General features: G+C 51.1%; 11 protein-coding genes and 1 tRNA gene. 9 read left to right on the top strand and 3 right to left on the bottom strand.

Annotated features, from left to right (window positions below; all coding sequences use genetic code 11):
• The 3 genes from ACFQNG_RS01935 to ACFQNG_RS01925 all read left to right on the top strand — a co-directional run bounded on the left by ACFQNG_RS01935 (nucleotide 1) and on the right by ACFQNG_RS01925 (nucleotide 1,690).
• The gene (locus ACFQNG_RS01935; RefSeq protein ID WP_379863125.1) at nucleotides 1-258 is read left to right on the top strand and encodes an HPr family phosphocarrier protein; all 258 of its coding nucleotides are present in this window, start codon (nucleotides 1-3) and stop codon (nucleotides 256-258) included.
• Between the two features lie 323 nt (nucleotides 259-581).
• Nucleotides 582-1,250 (top strand): hypothetical protein, encoded by a 669-nt coding sequence (locus ACFQNG_RS01930; RefSeq protein WP_379863124.1) that lies wholly within the window; start codon nucleotides 582-584, stop codon nucleotides 1,248-1,250.
• 83 nt (nucleotides 1,251-1,333) lie between these two features.
• The gene (locus tag ACFQNG_RS01925; protein WP_379863123.1) at nucleotides 1,334-1,690 is read left to right on the top strand and encodes a hypothetical protein; all 357 of its coding nucleotides are present in this window, start codon (nucleotides 1,334-1,336) and stop codon (nucleotides 1,688-1,690) included.
• A 356-nt stretch (nucleotides 1,691-2,046) separates the two neighbouring features.
• Here the strand turns inward: ACFQNG_RS01925 and clpP are convergent, their stop codons facing one another.
• The 3 genes from clpP to ACFQNG_RS01910 all read right to left on the bottom strand — a co-directional run bounded on the left by clpP (nucleotide 2,047) and on the right by ACFQNG_RS01910 (nucleotide 5,116).
• A complete protein-coding gene (gene clpP, locus ACFQNG_RS01920; RefSeq protein ID WP_379863122.1) occupies nucleotides 2,047-2,637 on the bottom strand; it encodes an ATP-dependent Clp endopeptidase proteolytic subunit ClpP in 591 nt (196 codons plus the stop codon).
• 962 nt (nucleotides 2,638-3,599) lie between these two features.
• Nucleotides 3,600-4,811: a S8 family peptidase gene (locus tag ACFQNG_RS01915; protein WP_379863121.1), complete on the bottom strand. Its 1,212-nt coding sequence runs from the start codon at nucleotides 4,809-4,811 to the stop codon at nucleotides 3,600-3,602.
• A gap of 230 nt (nucleotides 4,812-5,041) precedes the next feature.
• A tRNA-Arg gene (locus tag ACFQNG_RS01910) sits at nucleotides 5,042-5,116 on the bottom strand.
• Nucleotides 5,117-5,463: 347 nt separating this feature from the next.
• Here ACFQNG_RS01910 and rpoN point away from each other — a divergent pair.
• The 6 genes from rpoN to gpmI all read left to right on the top strand — a co-directional run bounded on the left by rpoN (nucleotide 5,464) and on the right by gpmI (nucleotide 12,738).
• Entirely contained in the window at nucleotides 5,464-6,819 is a 1,356-nt protein-coding gene (gene rpoN / locus ACFQNG_RS01905) for an RNA polymerase factor sigma-54 (protein ID WP_379863120.1), read from the top strand.
• Between the two features lie 148 nt (nucleotides 6,820-6,967).
• Nucleotides 6,968-7,999 (top strand): sugar-binding transcriptional regulator, encoded by a 1,032-nt coding sequence (locus tag ACFQNG_RS01900; protein WP_379863119.1) that lies wholly within the window; start codon nucleotides 6,968-6,970, stop codon nucleotides 7,997-7,999.
• 60 nt (nucleotides 8,000-8,059) lie between these two features.
• The gene (gene gap, locus ACFQNG_RS01895; RefSeq protein WP_379863118.1) at nucleotides 8,060-9,070 is read left to right on the top strand and encodes a type I glyceraldehyde-3-phosphate dehydrogenase; all 1,011 of its coding nucleotides are present in this window, start codon (nucleotides 8,060-8,062) and stop codon (nucleotides 9,068-9,070) included.
• 161 nt (nucleotides 9,071-9,231) lie between these two features.
• Nucleotides 9,232-10,416: a phosphoglycerate kinase gene (locus ACFQNG_RS01890; protein ID WP_379863117.1), complete on the top strand. Its 1,185-nt coding sequence runs from the start codon at nucleotides 9,232-9,234 to the stop codon at nucleotides 10,414-10,416.
• A gap of 16 nt (nucleotides 10,417-10,432) precedes the next feature.
• A complete protein-coding gene (gene tpiA / locus ACFQNG_RS01885) occupies nucleotides 10,433-11,194 on the top strand; it encodes a triose-phosphate isomerase (protein WP_379863116.1) in 762 nt (253 codons plus the stop codon).
• A 2-nt stretch (nucleotides 11,195-11,196) separates the two neighbouring features.
• Complete coding sequence (gene gpmI, locus ACFQNG_RS01880) at nucleotides 11,197-12,738, top strand: 2,3-bisphosphoglycerate-independent phosphoglycerate mutase (RefSeq protein ID WP_379863114.1); 1,542 nt, start codon at nucleotides 11,197-11,199, stop codon at nucleotides 12,736-12,738.
• The last annotated feature ends 141 nt before the right edge of the window (nucleotides 12,739-12,879 follow it).

Below are 12,879 nucleotides of genomic sequence, written 5' to 3'. Positions count from 1 at the left end.
ATGGTAGAGAAAAAAGTGGTTGTGCAATTGGAAACAGGATTACATGCTCGTCCGGCAGCGTTGTTTGTGCAAGAAGCAAATAAGTTTGCCTCCGAGGTGTTTGTGGTAAAAGGAACGAAGAAAGTGAACGCGAAAAGCATTATGGGAATCATGAGCTTAGCCGTATCCCGCGGGGCTGAGATCACGATCATCGCCGATGGCCCCGATGCGGAAGAAGCCGTGAATGTACTGGCGGAAATGGTGAGCAAATCAGAGTAAAAAGAGCCAATCGTTGGCTCTTTTCTTCCGATTTCGGCTTATTTAGGGCGTGTCTGATAAATATGTCGGCGGCTCAAAAACCGTTTTCCCATTCGCTTCACTTCTCCTTCGGCGCATCGGGAAAAGGTTTTTCCCCGCCTCCCATCGATCAACTTGATTTGCCAGCCATGCCCTGGTTGTTCTGTTGGATCTTGCTTGCTTGCGAAACCGTATAAATCATGTCACATTTGATGCATTCACGGCCAATCCTTTTTTTATAATATGGAAGTAACAGAAGAGGAAAAAAGTACAATTTGAGAATGTACGTTCCATTGGAGGAAATTATGGACGTTTTTTTGTATCCGATCCTTACGGTTTCATATATTGCACTTTTTATTTGGAGTTTTCGTTTTATTCGCGAGTCAGCCTACTGGGGAACCTATTGGCTGATGTTTATCACCTTGGCGCTGATTTACGACCATGCCATTTTGTCGCTCGGCAATTGGATTGGGAAAGGCGAAATGTTGGAAGGGCTCAGTTTGGTGCGCTCCTTGTTTCAAGTACTGCTTACACCAACATTTGTGTTTGTTGCGTTAGATATCATGCGTCGCCTGCGGATGGAGTGGACGGAGAGCTTAAGTGTGCAAGTGTTTTATCACTTATATACCTTTGTGGTGACCGTGATGGGCATTTTTATGGAAATCCTGTGGGTTGATATGGAGCCCGTATCTGTGCATGGCCTGATGCGTTATGTGCCTGTGCAAGCCCATTTTCCATATGCGAGTGCATTGGTTTTGTTGCCTTTGCTGATCTCCGGAATATTTGTGTGGCGAAAATTGCGCTGGCCCATTTTGCTGATGGGGCTTTTTATCGTCATCATCGGGGGAATCGGCTCGTTATTGCTCGATCAATCAGCCCTGTCAGCGGTGTCCGTGTTTATTTTCATGTGGACGCTCGTACTAACGGAACAAATGCTATTGCCGGAGGATTTTGGCCCAATCAACCGAGGATAAGGGGAAGTCGTGGCGAGAGGCTGCGGCTTTTTTTGCATAAACCGCCCACCAGATCAAACACTAAGGCATGGAGGTGAGCATCCATGGCGAAACGATGGATACTTCTGTGCATAACGGCTCTGATTCTGGCGGGATGTCAGCGGTTTGAAAGGCCGACCGAGCGAACCGGACTTGATAAAGACAGTCACTCTTACAGTTATGTCAGTTATCCCGAAACCAAAGTGAAGCAAGTCGCGATGAATGTCCCAGGTGTTCGTGATGTGCGGATGGAGTATAACGGAAGAAAAATCATGTTGATGGTTTTGCCGGACGAAGAGTGGCGACCTGACCAATACCGCGAATTGGCAAACCGGGTTTACCAGAAAGTGAATCGGGCCTCTCCACTCAATCCAGTTCATGTGCGGGTGATCGCGCCGGAAGATTGGTTACAAGGTCCCTGACAAGGATTTGGCACCTGATCTCATCTAGGGAGTCAGGTGTTTTTGTATAGGATGGGTGATTCAGTCTAGCCATGGCCGTTAATGGACATCAAGGCATGGCGGTGTCTGCCATCCTGGTCAGTGTCAAGAGGACGGCAGACACCTCCGGCAAACGCCTTGCGCGCGAGATTAGCGGAAAAACTTGCTGATAAGGGAAAGGCCCATGATGGCGGCAATGAACATGCATAACCAGAACAAGGCGCGATCATGACGGTTTTGCATCGGTTATCAACCTTTCTGATCCTTTTTTGATGAACGCTACTCATATCATAAACGAATATAAAATGCCTTTGGGAGGAACCCCCCAAAGGCACTTTTCACTGTTTTTTGGTGGAAGTCAAAATTTTATCGACCAAGCCGTACTCCAAGGCTTCTTGCGCGCTCATGAAGTGATCGCGGTCGGTATCGCGTTCAATTCGTTCCAATGGCTGGCCCGTAAACTCAGCCAATTGGCGATTGAGGTGGTCACGCATGCGGATGATGCGCTTGGCGCGGATCTCGATATCCGAGGCTTGCCCTTCCGCACCGCCAAGGGGTTGGTGGATCATCACCTCACTGTTTGGCAAAGCAAACCGTTTGCCTTTGGCGCCGGCTGCCAGCAGGAAAGCGCCCATGGAAGCGGCCATGCCCACACAGATGGTCGATACGTCTGGCTTAATTAATTGCATGGTGTCAAAAATCGCCATTCCTGCCGTAATGGAACCCCCTGGAGAGTTGATGTACAAGGAAATGTCTTTGTCTGGATCTTCCGCGGCCAAAAAGAGGAGTTGGGCGACAATCAAGTTGGCCACGTCGTCGGTGACGGGGCTACCGAGCAGGATGATTCGGTCTTTGAGCAAACGGGAGTAAATATCATATGAACGTTCACCACGGTTCGATTGTTCGACAACGATTGGGACTAAGTTCATGTGTGTTGGGTGGCTGCTTTAAGACAGCCCCCTTCCCCCTTTCTTTCTTTCGCATATTGGAATCTAACTTAATCATACTCTATTGGTCAAGAAAGGTCAAATAAAGTCAAAAAGAAAAAGAACTGATCATCCTTAAGGGAAGGGACCAGTTCAACAGGTTGGTTGTACGGTAGTTGGGAGTTGTTTCGCGTGAACGGCTCTTACTCGGTCGGTTCGGCGCCAAATCCGCTTGTAAGCATGAAAATATCTATCTAACGGTAAAAAGGTATGAATTATTGATTAAGGCAGGAAGAAAGAGAGAAGGAACCATTCCATTGAAACGCCGATGGGAATGAGTAAGAGAAAAGCCAAACAGACCAAACTGAGCTTTTTCATCCACTTTGCCATGATTGGTTCTCTCCTAAGAAGGTGATTTTATTTTAAATATACCGATATATTCTACCACAACCGCGCTTATTATTTTTGAAAACGATTGCTCGATTATGCGGAAGATTTGTGAATGGATACAGTGAGAGACCACTTCCATCGATTGTCTCTCCCTTTCGACAGGCATGCAATGGGGTGGCAATCACGTTAACGGGTGTGCTGCTGTTCAAAGAGTGGAAGACAACGACGGTCATCTTGCTGGGTTCATTGGCGGTTCGGGGATGTTCTCCTGACGGTTTGGGGCAAACATAAGGAGAAAGGGGAACAACACCATCGCGGGAAAGGGCTGTAGGGGGCTTCATTTCCATCGGGATAAGGAACTTTTGGAAAAAGCCTGTAACCCACATGCGAGTGGCTCAGCAGATGGCTTACAGTCTTTCTCGCCTATTTGTATACTTGGCTTAGAAACTGCTGGGTTCGCTCTTCTTGGGGCGAGTTGAAGATGTGTTCCGGTGTTCCCCCGGGTAATGGTTATGTTTTTCGATGAAAAATGCTGACTTTGCCGTGTGTGGCAGGAGGTCAGCATGCGGTTGTTGCTAATATGATACGGCCTTATACGCATTGACGCGTCCGTGCGTCCAGTTGGTGCCGGTGCCCGGCACTTTGTCCGCGGTGTTTTCAATCGCGGCACGGATTTGAACATTTGTACGCCCTTGACTTGCCAACAAACCGGCGATGCCCGCCACATGCGGTGCCGCCATCGAAGTGCCGCTTTCGTATGCATATGCACTTCCGTTTATCGTGGAATAGATGTTCGCGCCTGGTGCGGCGACATCCACCCAGGTTCCATAATTGGAAAACGAGGAGCGCGTATCATCGGGATTGGTGGAAGCGACGGCAATCGCATTGCTGTAATAGGCGGGATAGCTGGGCTGACTGGTGCTTTCGTTCCCGGCGGCAGCGACAACAACGGCCCCTTTGCTCCATGCGTAGTCCACCGCGCTTTTGATGGTCGAGCTGCTCTCTGGTCCACCCAGGCTCAGATTGATCACCTTCGCCCCTTGGTCCGCGGCATACTTGATTCCGTCCGCCACATCAGTGACCGTGCCTTCTCCCGCCCCGTTCAATACACGAACGGGAAGCAATTTGGCGTTGGGGGCCATTCCGGCAATCCCGACTCGGTTATTGGTCGCCGCCGCGATGATGCCCGCGCAATGGGTACCATGCCCGTTGGCGTCTTGCGGGGAGTTGTCATTTTCCACAAAATCCCACCCGTTCAGCACTTTGCCGCGCAGATCGGGATGGGTGGATTGGACTCCCGTATCGACGACCGCGATCTTTACAGTGCCGTTGCTTTGGGTGGCGTTCCAAGCGAGATGGGCCTGAACGCGTTTCGGGCCCCATTGTTTGGTCCAGAACCCGGGATCGTTGGGAGTGATGTTAAACCGGGTTTGCCATGATTGGGGATACCGGTTGGTGGGAAGGAGGCTGGCATGGTAAATGTAGTTTGGTTCCGCGTATTCCACATCAGGATTTTGTTTGTATTTTTGCAAGAGCGCCTTCAATGAACTGTTTTTCACTTTTAATACCTGAAACCCCAGCTTGGATGTTTCTTCGACATGGGAGCCTGTCTTGGAGTGAAGGGCTTCCATTCTTTTCTTGGAGACGTGAGGTTTGAATTTGACAATGATCTCCCCCGGTTTATTGTGAGGGGAGGGGATGGCTGGCGTCGCGCTGGCAACCGAGGACAGCGGGACCATAGACAACGCAAGAGACAGGGTGGTAACGAGGCCTAAAATGGGTTTCATGCGGTACCTCCTGATGCTATGTAGTCAGCTGAGTCCAATCAGAATGGACTATAAATATCAGAGGATGTATATCGATACTAAATAATTATATATTTTAAATGTATAAAAAAGCCGGTTCGAACATGGCAATTAAGCGAAAATATTGCGGTGTCTGCCGTCCCAGGCCTTTTACTTTCTGAAATAGGCATAACAAAAAACCGCCTCTCATAAGAGAGACGGTTTTCCTATTTTGGTGCGCCTACCAGGATTCGAACCTGGGCACCTGGTTCCGGAGACCAGCGCTCTATCCCCTGAGCTATAGGCGCATATGATGATGTGACAATCTGACAAAGAAGATTATAACATGAGCAAGATAAGGATGCAAGCAAAAAAATGCGGGCGATCAATGGGATTGATTCGCCCGCGCCGGGTGGATGGCTATCAACGGGGTGGAAGGGCCACTTTCCAGTAAATTGAGGATGTTCCTTCGACTTGACTGAATTCCAAGATCCCTTGATCGTATAGCAAGGGGAAATGTTCTCATATCGGCTGAAGTTGTTGGAAAAAAAAGAATGAAAAGCTCTCACGGGGATTATGTTAAAATGATATTAACCGAAACGGCGCAGCGAATGAAACAAGAGTCCAGATCTTACATGAAAGCGGAGGTGGGGGAATGGCTTTGCAAATGGGTTTTGGCTTGGTGCAAGAACAACGGATGAAATTGGTGATGACGCCAGAACTGCGTCAAGTCATTCAGCTGCTACAGTACTCCGCAGCAGACTTACAACAGTACTTGGAAGAGCAGTTCACGGACAACCCCGTCCTTGAATTGGCGGATGACACTTTCGCGGAATTGGAGAAATGGTTGAAAGCCATGGCGGAGGATGCTGGGCCACGGCGAACGGGTTATCGGCGTGAAGAGCGGGCGGATGCCCGGGATTATGCGCAAGCGGCCTCGGGATCGTTGACGGACGAACTCTTCATGCAACTGCGTGAACTACGCCTATCCAGGAAGGAACGGAGCATCTGTGAATTTATCATCTACAGCTTGGACGAACGAGGCTATTTAGATCTAGAGTTAGTAGAGATATGTAAGCGCTTTCATATTAAGGAAGAACTGGCGGAAAAGTGTTTGTCCATCATCCAGGAGATGGACCCCCTCGGCGTTGGAGCGAGAAACCTGGGAGAATGTCTGGAGATCCAATTGCGCCATCGGGCCGAACCCAATGAATTGGCGATTCAAATCGCCCATCACCATTTGGAGGATGTGGCTGATGGCAAATGGCGCAAAATCGCACAGGCTCTGGGTGTCGATGTGATTGAAGTACAGCGCGCGGTGGATGAAATCAAAACTTGCCATCCTCGCCCGGGTGCGGCATACGCATCTGAACAGCCACGGTATGTGGTTCCCGATGTGATCGTGGAAAAGGTAAATGATGAGTACGTGGTTCTGCTGGAAGAAGGGGAAACGCCCCGCTTAACGATCAACTCAGCATATCAGCAATTGATCAAACAGCGGGAGCGAGTGGGGGAAGATGTGGCGCAATACCTGAAAAACTGGATGCAATCGGCGATGTGGTTGATCAAAGGGATTGAACAGCGACGTGATACGATTGTTCGGGTGACGGAAGCGATCGTGCTGAAGCAAAAAGAGTTTTTTGATAAAGGAATCGATTACCTCCGTCCCCTGACGTTGAGACAAATCGCCGAGGAAGTGGGATTGCACGAATCAACGGTCAGCCGCGCGACACAACACAAATACATGCAGACGCCACGGGGGCTGTATCCATTTCGCTTCTTCTTTCCGTCGGGACTTTCCACTCATTCCGGTGAGGATTTGTCACAAAAAACAGTACAGAAAAAGATTAAGTTGTTGGTGGATGGGGAAGATAAAGAACGACCGCTTTCCGACCAAAAAATAGCGGATATGTTAAGAATGGAAGGGATTCGCATCTCCAGAAGAACCATAGCGAAATATCGCGAGGAACTGGGGATCGCATCCTCAACTGGACGAAAGCGTTTTCTATGAATTTTCAATAAAGTAGTCATGACTAACTTGTCAAAGAAACTTTATTTAGGCTAAAATGAAAGTGATCCCGATGCGGGGATTTTTTTTGAACGGGTCGGGACACTTTTGTCTTATGCGGGACATATCGTGTCCAGTATTGGAGGATCCGATGGAAAAAATCTTGAACTTGCAAAAGCAATTATTGCCTGATCTTCTCCAGACCATGCAGAAAAGATATGACATCCTACGTCATATCCAATTGATGCAACCGGTAGGTCGACGAAGTCTCACAACAGAGCTGAAGACAACAGAACGGGTATTGCGCGCGGAAGTGGATTTTCTGCGGGCACAAGGTCTTCTTTCCGTCGACTCCGCCGGAATGAAATTGACTGAGAGCGGCAATGAATTGCTGGCGGAGATGGAACCGCTCATGAAAGAGCTGTTTGGTTTGTATCGGTTGGAAGCAGAGTTGAAGGCATTCCTGGGTGTGAATCATGTGATCATCGTTCCAGGGGATGCGGATGTCTCCGATTGGGTGAAAGTGGAGATGGGAAGAGCAGGGGCCCGATACTTGAAACAGCTGGCCGTTCCAGATCAAATCGTCGCAGTATCAGGCGGAAGTACCATGTTGGCGGTAGCGGAAATGATGATGCCGACACCTGCGTTTAAGCAGACTACGTTTGTGCCAACGCGCGGCGGCGTGGGGGAAGCGGTGGAGTTGGAGGCCAACTACATCGCCTCGCTGATGGCGAAGCGGACTGGCGGGAAGTATCGCATGTTGCACATTCCTGACCAGTTAAGCGATGAAGCCTATCAGACTTTGCAAAAGGAACCGCATATCCAAGAAGTGCTGGACTCACTCAAGTTGGCGCGCATGGTGGTGCATGGAATCGGTGACGCCAAGACGATGGCGATCCGCAGGAAATCGTCTCCCCAGGTGATTGACGAGCTGGAGAAGGGGAAAGCCGTTGGGGAATCTTTCGGCTACTATTTTAACCGGGACGGAAAGATTGTTCATCGTGTCCGAACGCTGGGGTTGGACTTGGATGGGCTGGAGCTCGTAGAGAAGAAGGTCGCCGTCGCCGGTGGGGCAAGCAAGGCGGAAGCCATTGTGGCTGTCTGTTCTCTTGTTTCCCAAGACACGTTGATTACCGATGAAGGTGCGGCGAGGGCCATCTTAAAAAATGCGATCGCTTTTTAGGAATGATTGACGCATCCGATCGGTGATAATACAGAAGAGATCAAGAGGAGGATTTCGATCATGGCAAAAGTGAAAGTGGGTATTAACGGTTTTGGTCGTATTGGCCGCAACGTATTTCGTGCAATGTTAAACCATCCAGAATTGGAAGTGGTCGCAGTCAACGACTTGACTGACTCCAAAACGCTCGCGCATCTGTTAAAATACGACTCTGTCCATGGCAAATTAGATGCGGAAGTGAAAGTGGCGGGCGATGGTTTCTCGGTAAACGGTCGTGAAGTGAAAGTATTGGCTGAGCGCGACCCTGCGCAAATCAAATGGGCCGACTATGGCGTGGAAATCGTGGTTGAATCGACCGGTCGTTTCACCAAACGTGCCGATGCGGCGAAACATATGAACGGGGGCGCCAAAAAAGTGATCATCTCCGCACCCGCCTCCGACGAAGATATCACCATCGTCATGGGCGTTAACCATGACAAATACGACGCGGCCAGCCATCACGTGATTTCCAACGCGTCTTGCACCACCAACTGCTTGGCTCCGTTCGCCAAAGTGTTGCACGAGAAATTTGGCATCGTGCGCGGTTTGATGACGACGGTTCACGCATATACCAACGACCAACAAATCCTTGATTTGCCGCACAAAGACTTGCGCCGCGCGCGTGCCGCGGGTGAGTCCATCATCCCAACCACCACCGGTGCGGCTAAAGCGGTATCCTTGGTTCTGCCAGAATTGAAAGGCAAACTGAACGGTTTTGCCATGCGCGTGCCAACCAAAAACGTATCGGTTGTCGACTTGGTGGCTGAATTGAAAAAAGAAGTGACGGTAGAAGAAGTGAACGATGCGCTGAGAGCGGCGGCTGAAGGTGAGCTGAAAGGCATCCTTAACTATACGGAAGAGCCACTCGTATCCATCGACTACAACGGAGATCCGCATTCCTCCACCATTGACGCCCTCTCCACCATGGTGATGGAAGGCAACATGGTGAAAGTCGTATCCTGGTACGACAATGAATGGGGTTACTCCAACCGTGTCGTTGACCTCGCAAGCTATATCGCAAGCAAAGGTCTATAATGTTATACTAATAGGAAATGTGTTATCCTAATGATCGGATAACCATGAGATGAGAAAGAGGAGAACTGTTCTCCTCTTTCTCATGCTCATACATTTCCTAGTACCCTACTCTTTTTGCGCAAGGGACGAGGGGTAGGGGCGGAACATAAGGAGGAAGGGCCATGAATAAAAAGTCGGTCAGAGATGTTGACGTTCGTGGTAAGCGCGTATTTTGCCGAGTCGATTTCAACGTGCCCATGGAAAATGGCCACATCACCGACGACACTCGGATTCGCGCGGCTCTGCCAACGATTCAAACCTTGGTGGATCAAGGGGCCAAAGTCATCTTGGCCAGCCACTTGGGCCGTCCGAAAGGGCAAGTGGTGGAAGAGTTGCGTCTCACGCCCGTGGCGGCTCGCCTGTCCGAACTGCTGGGCAAACCGGTGGCGAAAGTGGACGAAGCGATCGGGACAGAAGTGGAAGCTCGCGTAAATGCGCTCCGCGATGGCGATGTGTTGTTGTTGGAAAACGTTCGTTTCTATTCGGGCGAGGAGAAAAACGACCCCGAGTTGGCCAAAGCGTTTGCCAAATTGGCCGATCTGTATGTGAATGACGCGTTTGGTGCCGCCCATCGCGCGCATGCTTCCACCGCCGGCATCGCCGATCATCTGCCAGCGGTTGCCGGCTTGTTGCTGCAAAAAGAGTTGGATGCGCTCGGGACGGCGCTCGAGAATCCAAAACGTCCGTTTACCGCCATCATCGGTGGGGCGAAAGTGAAAGACAAAATCGGCGTGATCGAAAATCTGCTCGATAAAGTGGACAACCTGATCATCGGTGGCGGTTTGTCATATACCTTCGTCTATGCAAAAGGATACGGCATCGGCAAATCGCTGTTTGAAGCGGACAAAGTAGAGTTGGCGAAGAAGTTCATTCGGCAGGCGGAAGAAAAAGGGGTGCGCCTCTATTTGCCGGTGGACGCGGTGGTGATCGATGAGTTTGGTCCCAACCCAGACATCGTGAAAACCGTTGAGATCGATCAAATTCCGGCAGACCTTGAAGCGGTGGATATCGGTCCGAAAACGAGAGAGCTGTTCGCCGATGTGGTCAAAGCGTCGCGTTTGGTCATCTGGAACGGGCCGATGGGTGTGTTTGAGTTTGACCAATTCGCCAAAGGAACCAATGCGGTCGCGCAAGCGTTGGCCGATTCCGCGGCGTTCACCATCATCGGTGGCGGGGATTCCGCGGCAGCGATCGAAAAAGCGGGCTTGGCCGAAAGTGTGGACCACATCTCCACTGGGGGCGGCGCTTCGCTCGAGTTCCTGGAAGGAAAAGTGCTGCCAGGTGTCGCGGCATTGGATGACAAATAGATAAGGGGGAAACCGTATGCGTACTCCTGTGATTGCGGGTAACTGGAAAATGCACAAGACTGCGGAGGAAGCCGTTTCCTTTGTCAACGAAGTGAAGCGGGCAACGCTGCCAGTCGATGTCGAAGCGGTGCTGTGTGCCCCGTTCCTCGCCCTCCCGGCCATGGTGGAAGCGACCCAAGGAACATCTGTTGGCATCGGGGCGCAAAACGTACATTGGGAAGAGCAAGGCGCCTACACAGGTGAAGTGAGTGTGCCGATGTTAAAGGCGGCTGGCGTCGAATATGTGATTATCGGTCACTCTGAGCGTCGCACCTACTTTGCCGAAACGGATGAAACGGTGAACAAAAAAACGCGCGCCGCGCATGCCGGCGGGTTGACTCCGATCGTTTGTGTGGGAGAGGTGCTCTCCGAGCGTGAAGCCGGCAAAACGAAAGAAGTTGTGCAAACGCAAGTGAAAGCGGCATGTGAAGGGCTTTCGTCTGATGAGATGAAGAAGACGATCATCGCCTACGAACCGGTTTGGGCGATTGGTACGGGCAAAGCCTCGACAGCGGCAGACGCCGAAGAAGTGTGCAGCTTTATCCGCAAAACCGTGGCAGATTTATATGACCAGCAAGTGGCGAATGAAGTGCGCATCCAATATGGAGGCAGCGTGAAGCCTGAGAATATCCGGTCATTCATGGCAGAGCCCAATATTGATGGTGCGTTGGTGGGCGGAGCTGCCCTGAAAGCCGACTCCTTCATTCAGCTAGTACAAGCGGCAAGTGCAGGTGAATAAGCATGACGAGACCAAAACCAGTTCTCTTATGCATCTTGGATGGGTTCGCTTTGCGCCGGGAAACGGAAGGGAATGCCGTGGCCCAAGCAAACAAGCCCAACTTTGATCGCTATTGGAAGGAGTATCCCCATACCACGCTGACCGCGAGCGGCAATGCGGTGGGTCTGCCGGAAGGGCAAATGGGTAACTCTGAAGTGGGCCATCTCAATATCGGGGCGGGCCGGATTGTGTATCAAGACCTTACCCGTGTGACCAAATCGATCGAAGAAGGGGAGTTCTATCAGAACGAAACTTTCTTGAACGCGATTAAGAATGTCAAAGAGCATGGCTCGGCGTTGCATCTCTATGGGCTCTTGTCCGACGGTGGGGTGCACAGCCATATCCGCCATCTGTTCGCCCTGCTCGACTTGGCGGCGAAAGAAAAGGTGGAGCGCGTCTATATCCATGCCTTTTTGGATGGTCGTGATGTAGCTCCAGACAGCGCGATATCCTACATTGAGCAACTGGAGCGGAAGATCGCCGAGGTTGGCGTGGGGCAAATCGCAACCGTCCAAGGGCGTTACTATGCGATGGACCGCGATAAGCGCTGGGAGCGCACGGAGAAGTCTTACCGGGCGATGGTATATGGGGAAGGGCCTACATATCGCGACCCGATCCAAGCAGTAAAAGAGTCTTATGAGAAATCAATCTTTGACGAGTTTGTCATGCCGACAGTGATTGTGGATGAGCACAATCAGCCAGTGGGCACGATCAAAGACCACGATTCCGTCATTTTCTATAACTTCCGTCCCGACCGGGCGATTCAGATTTCGCTCGCGTTCACCAATGAGGATTTCCGTGGCTTCGACCGCGGGCCCAAACGCCCGAAGAACCTCTATTATGTCTGCTTGACCAAATTCAGCGAGTCGGTGGACGGCTTTGTGGCCTATAAGCCATCCGACTTGGACAACACCTATGGTGAAGTGGTGTCGCAACATGGGCTGAAACAATTGCGCATCGCCGAGACGGAAAAATACCCCCACGTCACTTTCTTCTTCAGCGGCGGCCGTGAGGAGGAATTCCCAGGTGAAGAGCGCATCTTGATCAGCTCACCCAAAGTGGCCACTTACGATCTGAAACCGGAGATGAGCGCGTACGAAGTGACGGAAGCGCTCATCAAAGAGATCGAAGCGGAAAAGCATGACACCATCATCCTCAACTTCGCCAATCCGGATATGGTCGGCCACTCCGGCAAGCTGGAGCCGACCATTAAAGCGGTGGAAACGGTGGACGAGTGCTTGGGCAAAATCGTTGACCTCGTTTTGGCCAAAGGCGGCGTGGCCGTGATTACCGCCGACCACGGCAATGCGGACATGGTGATCGATGAGAACGGACGTCCACATACGGCCCATACCACCTTCCCTGTTCCGCTCATCGTGACCCAAAAAGGCGTCACTTTGCGGGAAGGCGGCATCTTGGCGGACATCGCGCCAACCTTGCTCGACCTCCTCGGCGTGGAACAACCCAAAGAGATGACCGGGAAAACGTTACTAAGTCGTTCTTAGCGAGCGTCTTTTGCGAGCTTAGAACGACTGTACTCCGCGGCAGTGGAGTTACCATGATTTGTTCTTAGCGAGCGTCTTTTGCGAGCTTAGAACGACTGTACTCCGCGATAGCGGAGTTACCACTAATCACATCTTGAGAAA

The organism is Laceyella putida (assembly GCF_042665195.1).
Taxonomy (GTDB): Bacteria; Bacillota; Bacilli; order Thermoactinomycetales; family Thermoactinomycetaceae; genus Laceyella; species Laceyella putida.
The sequence above is the reverse complement of the archived record's forward strand: the minus strand, read 5'-3'. Positions and strand labels throughout refer to the sequence as shown.